General features: G+C 50.6%; 11 protein-coding genes. 3 read left to right on the top strand and 8 right to left on the bottom strand.

The features are described 5' to 3' along the window. Positions 1 to 11 precede the first annotated feature (11 nt). The 4 genes from BLW33_RS04105 to BLW33_RS04120 form a co-directional block, all read right to left on the bottom strand. Positions 12 to 296: a BMC domain-containing protein gene (locus tag BLW33_RS04105; RefSeq protein ID WP_090305476.1), complete on the bottom strand. Its 285-nt coding sequence runs from the start codon at positions 294 to 296 to the stop codon at positions 12 to 14. A 91-nt stretch (positions 297 to 387) separates the two neighbouring features. Further along, positions 388 to 3,015, bottom strand: a complete 2,628-nt coding sequence (locus tag BLW33_RS04110) for a glycyl radical protein (RefSeq protein WP_090305479.1) — start codon at positions 3,013 to 3,015, stop codon at positions 388 to 390. Positions 3,016 to 3,093: 78 nt separating this feature from the next. Further along, positions 3,094 to 4,257, bottom strand: coding sequence for a methionine adenosyltransferase (metK, locus tag BLW33_RS04115; protein ID WP_090305482.1), 1,164 nt, complete (start codon positions 4,255 to 4,257; stop codon positions 3,094 to 3,096). 34 nt (positions 4,258 to 4,291) lie between these two features. Continuing rightward, positions 4,292 to 5,269 carry a glycyl-radical enzyme activating protein gene (locus tag BLW33_RS04120; protein ID WP_090305486.1) on the bottom strand — a complete coding sequence of 326 codons (978 nt, stop codon included), beginning with the start codon at positions 5,267 to 5,269 and terminating at the stop codon, positions 4,292 to 4,294. Between the two features lie 382 nt (positions 5,270 to 5,651). Here BLW33_RS04120 and BLW33_RS04125 point away from each other — a divergent pair, with 382 nt between their 5' ends. Together BLW33_RS04125 and BLW33_RS04130 are read left to right on the top strand one after the other, a co-directional pair. Further along, positions 5,652 to 6,860, top strand: coding sequence for a PocR ligand-binding domain-containing protein (locus BLW33_RS04125; protein ID WP_090305489.1), 1,209 nt, complete (start codon positions 5,652 to 5,654; stop codon positions 6,858 to 6,860). 11 nt (positions 6,861 to 6,871) lie between these two features. After that, a complete protein-coding gene (locus tag BLW33_RS04130; RefSeq protein ID WP_090305492.1) occupies positions 6,872 to 7,954 on the top strand; it encodes a helix-turn-helix domain-containing protein in 1,083 nt (360 codons plus the stop codon). Between the two features lie 72 nt (positions 7,955 to 8,026). On the opposite strand, the gene BLW33_RS04135 is transcribed toward BLW33_RS04130, so the two are convergent. Further along, positions 8,027 to 9,031, bottom strand: coding sequence for a uroporphyrinogen decarboxylase family protein (locus BLW33_RS04135; RefSeq protein WP_090305495.1), 1,005 nt, complete (start codon positions 9,029 to 9,031; stop codon positions 8,027 to 8,029). A 29-nt stretch (positions 9,032 to 9,060) separates the two neighbouring features. Further along, the gene (locus tag BLW33_RS04140; RefSeq protein WP_090305498.1) at positions 9,061 to 10,263 is read right to left on the bottom strand and encodes an MFS transporter; all 1,203 of its coding nucleotides are present in this window, start codon (positions 10,261 to 10,263) and stop codon (positions 9,061 to 9,063) included. Between the two features lie 187 nt (positions 10,264 to 10,450). Here BLW33_RS04140 and BLW33_RS04145 point away from each other — a divergent pair, with 187 nt between their 5' ends. Next, positions 10,451 to 11,980, top strand: coding sequence for a helix-turn-helix domain-containing protein (locus BLW33_RS04145; protein WP_090305499.1), 1,530 nt, complete (start codon positions 10,451 to 10,453; stop codon positions 11,978 to 11,980). 57 nt (positions 11,981 to 12,037) lie between these two features. Here the strand turns inward: BLW33_RS04145 and pdxA are convergent, their stop codons facing one another. Next, the gene (pdxA, locus tag BLW33_RS04150; RefSeq protein ID WP_090305502.1) at positions 12,038 to 13,060 is read right to left on the bottom strand and encodes a 4-hydroxythreonine-4-phosphate dehydrogenase PdxA; all 1,023 of its coding nucleotides are present in this window, start codon (positions 13,058 to 13,060) and stop codon (positions 12,038 to 12,040) included. A gap of 99 nt (positions 13,061 to 13,159) precedes the next feature. After that, on the bottom strand, positions 13,160 to 13,810 hold the full coding sequence (gene dhaL / locus BLW33_RS04155; RefSeq protein WP_090305505.1) for a dihydroxyacetone kinase subunit DhaL: 651 nt from the start codon (positions 13,808 to 13,810) through the stop codon (positions 13,160 to 13,162). Between the last annotated feature and the right edge of the window lie 33 nt (positions 13,811 to 13,843).

The raw sequence follows: 13,843 nt of genomic DNA on the forward strand, positions 1-13,843 counted from the left end.
TTCCTCTCACATTAAACCGATTCAAACTTCGGCAGCATTTTTTCTACATCGGGATGGGGACGGGGGATGACGTGGACCGAAACCACCTGTCCGACCTTGTCCGCAGCGGCGGCACCGGCATCGACGGCGGCTTTCACCGCACCGACATCACCACGGACCATAACAGTAATCAGACCGGAGCCGATCATCTCATAGCCCGTCAGCTCAACATTGGCGGATTTCACCATGGCATCGGCGGCTTCGACACAGCCCACCATCCCTTTGGTTTCAATCATGCCCAAGGCTTCATTCTGCATTATAATCTCCTATCTCTTTATTCAGGATGGAGCATTCCGGATAGCGGAATGCCCCATCACGAGGTGTGTGTATTGATCGATAAACGGTATCCTAGTTGAAATTATCGTAGGAGTTCCGGCCGATGAGGTCGTCCTGGAGGGCCTTGGTCATCCGTACGAAGTAAGCGGAATATCCGGCAACACGAACTAAGAGGCCCGGGTAGTTTTCCGGATGCTTCTGAGCATCCTTCAGCATTTCCGTATTGGCGATGTTGAACTGGCAGTGCTGGGCACCCTTATGGAAATAGCCATCGATGTAATTGATAAAGTTTTCGGTTCCGTTGGCACCGGCCACGCAGGCAGGGCTGAAGCGGACGTTCATCAGGGTGCCATTTCCGGCCTTCTGATGGTCGATCTTGTTGGCGGAATTCCCCATGGCGGTGGGTCCGGTGACATCGTGGCAGCCAATCTTGGTATGCACTGGTCCTAAGCTGTTGGACAGGGCTTCCTGGGCCATACGGCCATCAATGGAGGCTCCCTGGGTCAGGCCGATGCCGACATTACCGGAGACGGAATAGATCCCGGGGATCATTTTGCCACCACGGGTACAATTGTGGCTGCTGACTTCATCACAGTATACGTCTGCTGCATAGGTCGCATATTTATCCGCGTAGTCATCATCGTTACCATAGTGATGGACCTGTTCGCTGTTGATATAGCGGTATAATTCTTCATAACCTGCCCAGTTCTTGCTCAGGGCATCCAGGAGTTCGGCACCGGTGGCGCGTTTTTCATCGAAAATAATCTGTTCAATGGTGGACAGACCATCGGCGACGGATGCGATCCCAACACCCTGGGGACCGGCGAAGTTGTACTTGGCACCGCCCTGGGTGAGATCCTTCGCCTTATTGATACAGTCGTTGATCATGCAGGATGCGAAGGGCAGAGGTTTAATCCGGGCGTGCATGATTTCTGTCGCATTCATGAAGGCGGCCATGCGGTTAACCCAATATTTCATCTGAGTTTCGAAGGAGGCCATGACTTCATCCATATTCTTGAAGGTGGCAATGCTGCCAGTGTCGATGGATACCTGTTCGCCTTCGACGGTCTTCCCATTATTGATGGCGAATTCCAGAACACGGGCCATGTTGAAGTAATCGGCATCGTGGGCACCGTAGGTCTTGCCGGCGACTTCCACTTCCACGCAGCCGACGACGGTGTAGTCACGGGCTTCTTCAACGGTGAGGCCATTGGCAATCAATGTGGGAATAACGCCGCCGTCATTGAAGAGCTTCGGCTGGCCCGTCCCGATCTTGATGGATTCCACTAATTTCACCTTGTATTCCCAGGGTGCATCTTCAAACCAACGAGCGGCGAACCAGGGGTCGGTGAGGCGGGTATGGTTGTAGGCTTCGATACACAGATAGGTCATATCATTGGTGGCATCTTCGCCCTTTTCATTGACGCCACCGCAGAGGAGGCAGGAGCCGCCGATACCCACTTCGGAGTTAAGGGTCGCGGTCTGTTCGTCTCTGAGCTTACGCAGTTCGAAGATCTTCACATAGAAGCACTCGATGAGCTGGGATGCGAAGGATTTCTTGATGAGGCCGGCTTTCATGTCGGCTTCGTAGTAAGGATTCAAAATCATGTCAAAGCGGCCGTAGGAGATGGAGTGGCCATTGGATTCGATGAGGACCAGTTCCACCATGAAGTTCATGAGCTGCATGGCTTCCCACAGGTTGCGGGCCGGGTTTTCGGAGATCCATTCGCAGTTTTCTGCGATGTTCAGGAGTTCTTTCTTCCGTTCGACATCGGCTTCCTGATCGGCCATTTCCTTGGCTAGGGCGGCGTAGCGGCGAATCCACATGGAGCCGGCTTCCAGTGCGATTAAGGTGGCGGTATAGAATTCCCGTTTTTCCAGGCCTTCCTGGGTATCGATGCTGTCTTCACCTAAGCTGGTCAGGCAGCGGGCAACGTGGCATTTCACGCCCTTGAGGCCGCATTTGAGCACGCCGTCAAAGTCCATGGTATAGTGGCCGATGCCGCCGTACATGTACAGATTCGGGAAGTGGACGGGAGCGGTATTGCCTAAGGAAGAACCGATTAAGACTTCTTCGCTTAAGAACTGTTCCAGCTGATCCTTTAAGTTCTGGCCTTCCCAGTAGTCGGCGATGGAGAGCAGGTTCTTCTTGGTTTCTTCGGAGCAGGCGAAACGGTCAGACTGACGGTCTGCCCAGGGTGAGTTCTGGAGCTCATCCACAATCCAGTCATAGGAGAATTCCGGGTAGATGGGTGAGAAACGGGCCGGTGCACCCATTTCGCCAACGATGAGTTCGTCCGGATAGATGTTGATGGTCATGTTCTGGAGGATGTGGTTTAAGATTTTGGCATTCTTCAGAATCACAGAGCCGCCGGCACCCAGTTTTTTATGGGCTTCGGTGAAAAGCATGGCCCGTTCTTCATCCACGGTTTCTTCAATTTCGTGTACCCGTTTGAGAATCCGGTTCACTCTCGGATAGGGGCTGGGTCCCAAGGTCGATAAGACTGAGGAGTCCATCAGGCCGTAGTCGGTATCGAAGGGTTCACACCCGCCTTCGCCTAAGACTTCATTGGGAACGAAATTCTTGTAGAAATCGGGACGGCTTTCATCCTTGACCGCCGCTGGCTTCGATCCCTGCATCTCCCCCAAGATACGAGATACGATTTTGCTGACATCCTGATCATTCATGTTCCAACTCATAATAAAACCTCCATTAATTTTTAAAAATTATCTGCAACTGCAGTTTTTTAACGTTTCAACAAGGGTCCTGGGACCCCCTTAAAATAAATCCCCTAAATCCACGGCTTCCCAGGGCAACTCCAGATCCAGCCGGCCGAAGTGGCCATAGCTGGCGGTCTGGGCATAGATGGGGCGCCGCAGTCCTAAGCGTTCGATGATGGCCTGGGGCCTTAAATCAAAGCCCTGGGCAATGCGTCCGGCGATGGCGGCATCACTGTGCCCCTGTGCCGTCCCGAAGGTATCCACATAAAGGGATACGGGCTTGGCCACGCCAATAGCATAGGCCAGCTGGATTTCGCATTTTCGGGCCAGGCCCGCCGCAACGATATTTTTGGCCAGGTACCGGGCGACATAGCTGCCGGTGCGGTCCACCTTGGTGGGATCCTTCCCGGAGAAGGCGCCGCCGCCGTGGCGGGCATAGCCGCCATAAGTATCCACGATGATCTTCCGGCCGGTCAATCCCGTATCCGCACCCGGTCCTCCCAGGACGAAGCGCCCCGTGGCATTGACCAGGATGCGGACATCCTCGCCCAGCAGGATATCCGGCACCACCGGCTCAATCACCGCCGCGATCATCTCACGACGGATGCGGGAGGGGCTGATTTCCGGCCGATGCTGGGCCGCCACCACGATGGTCTCCACGGCCATGGGACCATGGTCGCCATAGCGCACCGAAACCTGAGCCTTCCCGTCCGGCTTCAGATAATCTAAGATTCCCTGCTTGCGCACCGCCGCCAGCCGCTTGGTCAAAGCATTGGCATAGTGGATGGGCAGAGGCATGAAGGCCTCGGTCTCATCACAGGCATAGCCGAACATCATGCCCTGGTCCCCGGCCCCCAGGCTTTTGGAATCCTGGGCCAAATCCACGCCCCGGGCGATATCCGGAGACTGCGCGTGGAGGCTGACCATCACCCCGCAGTGCCGGCCATCAAAGCCGCTTTCCTCGCCATCGTATCCGATGCCCACCAGGGCCTCCCGGACGACGGCGTCGTAATCAATATGCGCCGTGGTGGTAATCTCGCCCATGACGTGGATGAGTCCAGTGGACGCGGTCACCTCACAGGCCACCCGGGCATCCGGATCCTCCCGGAGCAGGGCATCCAGAACGGAGTCCGACAGAATATCACACACCTTATCAGGATGGCCTTCTGTGACGGATTCCGATGTAAAAATCCGCCGACCGTCTCCTGCCAATTCCCTCATCCCCTTTCTTTTGGCACCAGGTGCCACTCTGCTTTTAGCGTTTGCCGCCGGCTACCATCTCTGCATTCAGATTATCGGCACCATTTTCCACCGGTACACCGTATTCTCTGAAAATCTCAGCGATGCGCCGGTTGGCCGGCATGTACACCTTGGCGTCAATCTGCTTCTGGCCCTCCATGGGGTATTCCCGTCCCAGGGAAAGGTATTTATCCTCGCCCATGGGCCGGAAGGGCAGGAGCTGCAGCTGCACAATGCGATTGCCCAGCTCCTTCTGGATGAATGCCGCCGTCCCCCGGATATTGGCCTCATCGTCATTGTAGCCCGGAACGATGGGAATCCGCAGGATGAGCGGTACCTTGCAATCCACCACATGCTTGATATTTTCGAGAACCAGCGCATTACTCACACCAGCGAAGCCCTTATGGACCTCCGGGTCGATGTGCTTGATATCCGAGATGATGAGATCCGCATAGGGCAGGATTTCATCTAAGACGTGCTGGCGACAATACAGCTCGCTTTCCACACAGGTGTTGATGCGTTTCTTTTTGCATTGACGCAGCAGCTCCCGGACGAATTCCCACTGGACCAGCGGGTCGCCCCCGGAGATGGTCACGCCGCCGCCGGAATTCTTATAATAGGAACGGTCCGCTTCGATAATCTTCATCAACGATTTGACCGATTTCCATTCACCATAGCCCTTCAGGGTCCCCGTCGGGCATTCCTTCACACAGTCCATGCAATAGGCACACAGGCTGTAATCAATACCGGTCACCAGACCATCCTTTACGATATGGGCCCCCCGCTGGCATGCCGCCAGACACGCACCACATCCGATACATTTATCCGCATGTACCCCGACCTCCGGATGAATAATCTGTGATTCTGGATTGCTGCACCAGGTACACCGCATGGGACATCCCTTTAAAAAGATCTCCGTGCGGATCCCTGGTCCATCGTGTACGGTAAACCGTTGGATATTCAGGACCAGCCCGAGTTGAAACTTATCATCCATAACTCCCCTCCTCGCAAGAAGTGATTGGTTTAATTGTACTGGCCGGATGATTTTTTAACCATTGCACCATTTGTTGGAAATTGTGCATTTTTTGACATCGCATACAGTAGAAATTCGGACTTTTCAGTTAAAAATTATCAATAAGACAACAAAAGACAATTTATCTTAAATTCGTTTTAAATCAAAAGTATTTTAATAGTTAAAAGATTTAATTTTGATACACTTCCCCTCCCAAAAGAGATTTTTTTGTCATTCTTACTCCACTTAAGGAATTGTAAACCTTCTTGCATTTAGTTTAGGAAGGTAGTAGAATTATTTTGCCATTAAAAGATAACAATTAGGTGTTTATACCAACGGAATACAGGCAAAGGAGAAAAAGGAGATGCCGCAATTTATCATGAATTTAGCTGAAATTATTAATGTTGATGAATTGGAAAAGATATTGAGCGCTTATACCGATGCCACACAAATGAGCTCTCTCGTTACGGACTACCGTGGGAATCCGGTAACCACCGAGCGTCTGTTCCACCCCATTTGCCTGGCGGTTCGGGAGGACCCTGAGCGTCAAAAACGCTGTATAAAATGTGATGCTCTCGGCGGTTTGGAAGCCTCCATCCAGGAAAAGCCCTGTATTTATAAATGCCATGCGGGCTTAGTGGATGTCTGTGCCCCTATCATTATTAATGAAAAGTCTGTGGGTAATCTATTCACCGGCCAGATGCTTTTAACCGAAGCAGATGCCGATAAGATTCCTTATATCTGTGATGAACGGACTGATATTCTCTCCGATCCTTATCTTGGCCCCATTTATACCCACCATCTGGAAACTGCTCCGCGGATGTCCTATGAGCAGATTCGTTCCTACTCAACCTTTATTACCGAAATTGCAAATTATATCGCAAAAATCAGCTATGAAAAAATCCTGCAGCAAAAGCTCCAGGAGCAAGAAAAAAAGCTTTTAGAAAATAAAAATGTCAAATTGAAATCAAAGCTCATGGTGAATCAGTACAATGCCCTATTTTTGACCGAAGCCTTTAATACCATCTATAATCAAGCTATTTTAGAGAACGCTGGTCATACCGCAGATCTGCTGTTTTCTTTTTCCACCCTGTTCCAGCGCAACATCGCCACGGATACCCATTATATTTCTATGGAAAAGGAAATGGAGGATATTTTAGGATTAGTGGATCTATTTAACACCACCTTCGATCAGCAGGTTACGCTGGTTCTAGATGTCCCATCAAAACTATCCCATGAACTGGTCCCCATCACCGGACTGCAGCCCATTATCACCAATGTGTTTTTGTCCAGCCTTTCCCAAGCCGATACCCCGGTCCAGATTTATATGACCCTGATTAAGGAAAACCATCTGCTCAAGTCACGGATTTCCTGCCCTTTGGTTCAGTTTCCGGATATTAACTTTAAATCCGAGGACGCCCTTCTGGATCAGGAGCTGTTTTTTTCTAAAGCCAGCTTCTTCACCCTCAAGCTAGTGGCGGATCACCTCGGGGATTTTTATCCCACCGACTTTAAAATGTACACATCCTCGGACTGCTTTTATTTCCAATTTCCATCGATTCTAAAATCTTAAGGAGGTTTCCCATGGTACCACGTAAGAACGTTTTGGCCTTGGAATTCAATCATATTGAAGCCCAGGTTTTTTCCCGGTACCTCACTGCCGATAATCGCCTCAATTATTTAGGGAATTACCGCATTGCCTCTGGTCTGTGGAATAATCGCTATCCCCATGATGTGGTTTTTATTAACATCAGCCCTGATAACTATCGGAACTGTGTTTCGTTTCTGCGCAATTACCCCAGAACCAACCACTGTCAGCTTTTCTTTACAGCCAATACCTATTTTGACCAGCTCACCCAATTGGTCCAAACCAATGCCAATGCTCAAATTATGATGAAGCCTCTGCGATGGGAATACCTCTATAGTAATATCACAGCATCGAAGGCTAACGCCATCCAGCCTCCCCTGGATGCCCCATCCCTCAACACCAATTATCTTCCTCTAATCCAGGAATTTGATCAATGTACAGATACCGGGCTTTCCTCATGGATTAAAAAATCAGGAAAGATAATCATCCCTGATCCTGAAATGGATTGCTCAGATGCCCTTGGTCGTTCTAAGGCTTTTGCCACCTTCTTTATTTCCACTATTACCCGGGATTTAGATGCACCAGTGGTCACCCGCTTGTCTGAACATTATAACAATTTGCTTCTTAACCTTAAATCCATTAGCAGGACCAAATCCCTGCTTCGTTTGCTTGAACAATTTCTGAGGGCCTGTTATAACACCATTCATCCCAGCTATATCTCCATCGATGAAGAACGGATTGCTGATATCAAAAAAAGAATTGCCCATTATATCGAAAATGATGTGGATTTTTCTTTAGAATCCATTGCCCAGGAAATGTATATCTCCACCTCCTATCTCAGCCGCATGTTTAATAAGATTGAAAATCTCAATTACAAGGACTATATCCTTAATCTCCGTTTGGCCAAGGCCTGCCACCTCCTCACCACAACCAACCAAACCGTGGAGGAAATCGCCCTGCACTGTGGTTATCGTGAAAGCAGCTCTTTCTCCAGGGCTTTTAAAAGCCGACATCTCCTCTCCCCAATGAACTATCGAAAACAGCAGACTCAGAAATATTCTGACCCCTCCAATACATAATTTACGCAATCATATCAAAAGGGAACGCACAGCCATAACACTGTGCATTCCCTTTAATCCATTCTTCCCTTCTTATTTTCCGTTCAGTTTCTCAATCTCCTCCGTAATGGCCCCGTACACTCCGGGGTACACGCTGCCCGGGCCACCCTGGGTGATACAGGGAATAAAGTACTGGCTGCCACAGGCTTCCACCACGGCGTCCACTTCCTTGGCCACACCTTCCGGGGTCCAATCCTCTTTATCGATTTTGGAATTATCGATGCCCCCCATAAAGGAAATCTGTCCCCCGTATTCCTTGATCAGGGTGGGGATATCATTGGCGTCAATACAGCCCTGCCAGATATCGATCCCCACTTCAATCATGGCCGGGACTAGGTTGGCGGCGTAGGAGTCACTGTGGTGGACGATGAGCTCGACCCCGTGGGATTTGTAATAGCCATAAATCTTCTTATAGGCCGGAACGATGAATTCTTCGAACATGGCCGGTGACATAAAGGAGGATTTGGCACTGCCCCAGTCATCGTGATGGAAGATACAGTCTGGCTTATAATAGGTGCAGAGTTGCTCGGCGTAGCGCAGCTCGTAGTCCGTAATATACTCAATGAGGGCCGCCATTTCTTCGGGCTCCTCGTAGAGATTGATCATGCAGTCCTCCATCCCCATGAGGTGATGGCACTGCTCAAAGACACCGGGTGCCACAAAGCAGGTGGCAAAGACTTCATTTCGGTCGATGGCGGAGACGGCGGGCATAAAAGGTGCCCAATCCTCTGCTGTAAAATCGGTTTTAGGTGCCACAACCACCTCCCGCCAATCTAAAATGTCCTTTAAAACCTTATGGGCATCGTCATGGACAGGAAACATCCCGGGCACACCCTCTGGCCAATCGAAGGTAATGCCCCAGGCGTTTTTCTTGGGCCCGCTTCCGGGGAAGACCATTTCTCCCTGGGCGCTGATGGGATCGGCCATGAGCATTTTATACACGGCATCCGTACATTCAAAGGCTTCGTACTGATTAACCAGGCGATCGGGATGACCGCCGCGAATGGTTTCAAGCAGATTTTGACGTTTCGTTAACATGATTTTTCCTCCGTTTATTTAAACTACAATCACACATTGGTACCCAGATTCATCTTCCGGGTAAGGACAAAGAGCAGTATTGCTGAAATGGCGATGGACACCCCTGCTAGGTAAAAATACATCATCATATTGCCGCCCGCCAGGGGAATGACGATATAGGTGGGGATGATGATGGACCCCAGATTCATCATGGTGGATGCCATCCCACTGGCTGTCCCAGCATACTTCGCCCCGATTTCCGGGAACATCACCGTCAGGGAAACCATAATGGAAATCATCCCGCTGCGCAGGGCGCCGTTTAAAAAGGATGCCAGATAAATGCTCCAGGCCGCCCCTTCCACCATGGCCACCGCCGCACCACCGGCAATGAGTCCGGCGATGAGCAGGATTAAAGCGGGTCGTTTGGATTTAGCTATAATCATCGGGAAGCTGACAGACCCAATGATGGAGCCAATCATCAATACCGTTCCAAAGGACCCTGCGGAAATTTCCGTGTAGCCCTTGTAAGTGGTCAGATAGGCCACCTGGAAATTAGCGATGACCATGGCTCCACCCAGCATGGTGAGCATCGTCAGTCCCAAAAGCCACACATTTTTACTCTTTAAAGAAACCCCCAGGGCCTCTTTAATGGGAACACTTTCCACCACCCCGCTGGATGCGCCTTGAAAATCCGACTTCCGGACCAGCACCAGCCACAACACGGTAATAATGGCGCAAATAATAGCCGTTACCCAAAAAAGCAGCTCCAGACTTGGGAAAAGGGCCGTGGTCCCATAGGCGACTGCCATGGCTCCGGTAGAGCCCCCCATAATGATGCCGATTACGCCCCCAACCTTCTCCATGGGAAACAGCGTCGCCGTAATCTTAGCGAGATTCGCATTGAGCACCGCAATGGAAAAGCCCGCCAGGGCCATCCCTAAAAAGACCATGGTGTAATTCGTGGCGAAAACCCTTATAAACAGCCCAATGGCCGAAATCACCATACACACCGAAACAATTTGCTTCACCCCATACTTATCCACCAACACCCCAAGGACGATGCTTAAAAACAGTGCAGGAATCAGTGGTGCCGTCATAATACTGGAAAACTGGGCATCCGTTAGCCCATAAGCCGAATAAACCATGGATGGCACCGCCGCCACCTGATACTGGGAATAGCTTCCAAAGAAAATCCCCAGGAACACCAAGGTGATGACGATCATCGCCGCATTACGCTTTTTTGTCCTACTCATACATACCCTCCTTAACAAAACAATACGACCGCATTACAAAAGGCGGTATCCGGACAGCAGCATGCCGGCATTTTGCCCTGTCACTCTCTTATGTCCCCATCATAAACCCGTTTCATCTTGCTGTAAATCCGTGAATCTGTTAAAATCTTTATAGAAATAATGTGCAACCTGCACAGTGGAGGATGATATGCAGATCAATGGCGATATTCTTTTATACCAGCTGTCCCAGTATTTTGATGTGGCCGAGGCCCGATGCTCAAACCATTACCCCGTCAGCCATGCCCTGTACTACAACGCCTTTTTCCCCATGACCGGCTGTGCCATCATCTTTTCCGGGGAGGACCTCCCAAAGGACATCCCCATCATCCACCACTGTGTCATCATCTGCCTGGAGCCGCCTGGAGATGACCTGGATATCGGCGACAATGACCTTATTGTATTAAGTGATCCCATCTCCCATCAGATCATCTTTAATATTTTGGCGACCATCTTCCAGCTTTTCGAAAAATGGCATCAAAGTCTTTTTCAAATCCTCCACAGCTCCATGGACTTTCACGCCCTTCTCGAAGCGACCCAACAGGTTCTGCCAGCCCCTCTCAGCCTAAGTGATCAGGAATTTAAATACGTGGCCTACACCGATGACTCCCTTCCGACCCTCACCCACTACATCGATGAGGCCAACTACCTCCCCATGGAAAACATCAGCTCCCTCACCACAGCACCGGGCTTTGGTGAAGCCCAAAACCGAAGGGAAGCCTATGTTTTTTCTGCGGATAATACCGTCGTCACCCGAAATATTTTCTGCGATGACCGGTGTGTGGGCCGCCTGAACGTTATTGTCCTGGATGATGATGCCGTAGAAGTAGCCTATAAAAAAGCCATTTTTAATATCCTTGGCCCCTTTGTCGAGGAGATTTATACCCAATCCCGGGGGTTTGATATCACCCCGCCCAGCCGGCTCCGCCTTCGACAGCTGCTGGAGGACTACTATGGGGGCAAACCAGTGGACCCCGATGGCCTGCTGGATGCCCTTGGGGACAATGGCTATACCCCAGGGGATATCCTCCAAGGCATTGCCTTTACCTTAAATGCCACCGACCGGGTGGCCTATAACCTGGCCTATCTTCAGGGACAAATGGAGCGCCAATGGCCCGGTGCCTGTTGCCTGAGCTTTGAGGATTCCCTCCTTTTGCTCCTCAACAATTCCGATTTTAAACGCTGCTGTCCCGATCGGGATTTTCGAAGTGAGCTCTCCTACTTTCTGCGGGAAAACCTCCTCCGGGCCGGTCTCAGCCGATCCTTCGTCCAGCCCCTGCAATTCCTGGCGGCCTGGAAACAGGCTCGCTACATCCTCACCCGGGGTCAGGAGGCGGCCCCCTCCCGCTGGGTTCACACCTTTGATGAGGATGCCCTGAACTGTCTGTTAGACCTTGGTATCCACACCTTTCCTCCGGAACTGGTGTGCCACCCCGGGCTTCTGGCCCTCATCCAGCACGATGAAAAGCAAGGCACCGCCTTTTTCACCACCCTGGCCCACTTTATTCGCCACCGCTACAATGCTTCGGCCACCGCTACGGCTTTGTATATCCATCGTAATTCTTTTATTGGGCGCATGGACCGGATTCGGGAGTTGATTGAGTTGGATTTAGAGGATTTGGATGAGCGGCTGTATTTGGAATTGTCCTTGCGGATTTTAGAAGAATCGATCACACTTTAAAAAAACAGAGCTGTCCCTTACAACGGTGACAACTCTGTTTTTTTAAAGTGTTAAAACTTAAATGGTTGTATTGTTAACATTACCTCCATGCTTAAACTTCGGCGCATATGCCACCGCTAAACGAATGGCCTCAATCATGCTAACAGGGCTGGCAATCCCCTTTCCGGCAATGTCCAGGGCCGTCCCATGATCCACCGATGTCCGCAGAATGGGCATCCCACAGGTAATGGAAATAGTCCGCTCAAAATCCACCATCTTGGTAGCAATATGCCCTTGGTCGTGGTACAAAGACAGGACGGCATCAAACTGACCCTGCAGTCCCTGATAAAACACGGAATCTGCCCCAATGGGACCGACTACATCCATGCCCTTGGCCCGGGCAGCTTCCACGGCGGGGATAACCTGGTCCACTTCTTCAGTTCCAAAGAGTCCATGCTCCCCGCTATGGGGATTGAGTCCAGCCACAGCTAGTTTGGGGGCATCTACTCCCAGTACATTAAGGGCCTCTACACAAGCATCCATAAAGGTTAACAGGGCATCTTTTGTGACCAAATCACAGGCCCGGCGAAGGGAGATGTGGCGCGTAAGGAAGAATACCCGAAGGTTTCTCACCTGAAACATGGTCAGGGGATTTTGGGTTCCCGTCAATGCCCCAACAATTTCGGTATGCCCAATATAGGGCACCTCAGCCAGCTTCAGGGATTCTTTATTAATGGCAGTGGTAGCCAGGACATCCGCCTTTCCCTGTAAACACAATTCAGTGGCTGTCTTAATATATTCATAAGCCCCACGCCCGGTCATCGCCTGGATTTCACCGATTCTAAGTGTCTTCATTTCAATATTCTTAAGATCCATTAAATTCAGGATACCTGGTTGATAATCACCGGTATCGGGTGTCTCGATACATTTGATTTTTAAATCCACCTTGCTGAAACGAAGGGCATCTTCGAGCACCTCCCGGTCCCCGACAACGACACATCGGGCAATCTGCTGAATCATTGGATCGGCCAGAGCCTTTACCGTAATCTCCGGACCGATCCCCGCCGCATCCCCCATGGGAATTACAATGATTGGCTTCACATTCCTACTCCTTTTTTATGCATAACTGGGCATTGTAAAACAGGACAGCATCTCTACCGAGGGGCTGTCCTGTTTGAGTGTATCTTTTTAATGATTCTCTTACTCCGGCATATTCTTATAAAAAATCTCCAGCATTTCTGCCGTGGAGGCGGCACCAGGATCTAAATGGCCGATGGCCCGTTCGCCCAGGCGCATGGCCCGGCCCTTGGTGGCCACGATATTCCGGGTGGATTCCAAACCGACCTTTCCGGCTTCCACAGCCTTAGCCATGGCGGCTTTGGGGGTATCCCCCGCTTCATTAGCCGCTTTAAGAGCGTCCAAGGCTGGCATCAGGGTATCATTCATGGTTTTTTCACCGATGGTGGATTTCCCGCGCTTCTGGATGATGGCAATGCCCTTATCCATACACTCGATAAATTCATCGAAGGTAACCCCTTCATCCTCGCCCTTAGCTTTGACCGGCAGGCCAAACTTCATGAAAAAGCTGCCGTAGAGTGGGCCAGCAGATCCGCCAACCTTATCTAAAAGGGCGGTTCCTACTTTTTTGTAGAGATTGAAAACACTTTCCGATTGCCATTCATCAATATGGCTGGCGACTTCCCGGAAACCAATGGACAGGTTCATGCCGTGGTCACCATCACCGATGGCAGAGTCCAGATCGGTAAAATAATCCTTCCGTTCTTCGGACCAGGGAATGAGGTCCTTGATGACATCCACAAAGTATTGTTTTTCTAAGATATATTCGCTCATTTTTCCTCCTAAATAATAACTTAACATACGTCG

Source organism: Eubacterium aggregans (assembly GCF_900107815.1).
Lineage (GTDB): Bacteria > Bacillota > Clostridia > Eubacteriales > Eubacteriaceae > Eubacterium_O > Eubacterium_O aggregans.

What these genes read in the sequence shown, in the direction of transcription:
- dhaL (WP_090305505.1), bottom strand. Translation starts at nt 13,810, where the DNA reads ATGAGCGAATATATCTTAGAAAAACAATACTTTGTGGATGTCATCAAG.
- BLW33_RS04140 (WP_090305498.1), bottom strand. Translation starts at nt 10,263, where the DNA reads ATGAGTAGGACAAAAAAGCGTAATGCGGCGATGATCGTCATCACCTTG.
- BLW33_RS04120 (WP_090305486.1), bottom strand. Translation starts at nt 5,269, where the DNA reads ATGGATGATAAGTTTCAACTCGGGCTGGTCCTGAATATCCAACGGTTT.
- BLW33_RS04130 (WP_090305492.1), top strand. Translation starts at nt 6,872, where the DNA reads ATGGTACCACGTAAGAACGTTTTGGCCTTGGAATTCAATCATATTGAA.
- BLW33_RS04135 (WP_090305495.1), bottom strand. Translation starts at nt 9,031, where the DNA reads ATGTTAACGAAACGTCAAAATCTGCTTGAAACCATTCGCGGCGGTCAT.
- BLW33_RS04110 (WP_090305479.1), bottom strand. Translation starts at nt 3,015, where the DNA reads ATGAGTTGGAACATGAATGATCAGGATGTCAGCAAAATCGTATCTCGT.
- BLW33_RS04145 (WP_090305499.1), top strand. Translation starts at nt 10,451, where the DNA reads ATGCAGATCAATGGCGATATTCTTTTATACCAGCTGTCCCAGTATTTT.
- BLW33_RS04125 (WP_090305489.1), top strand. Translation starts at nt 5,652, where the DNA reads ATGCCGCAATTTATCATGAATTTAGCTGAAATTATTAATGTTGATGAA.
- BLW33_RS04105 (WP_090305476.1), bottom strand. Translation starts at nt 296, where the DNA reads ATGCAGAATGAAGCCTTGGGCATGATTGAAACCAAAGGGATGGTGGGC.
- metK (WP_090305482.1), bottom strand. Translation starts at nt 4,257, where the DNA reads ATGAGGGAATTGGCAGGAGACGGTCGGCGGATTTTTACATCGGAATCC.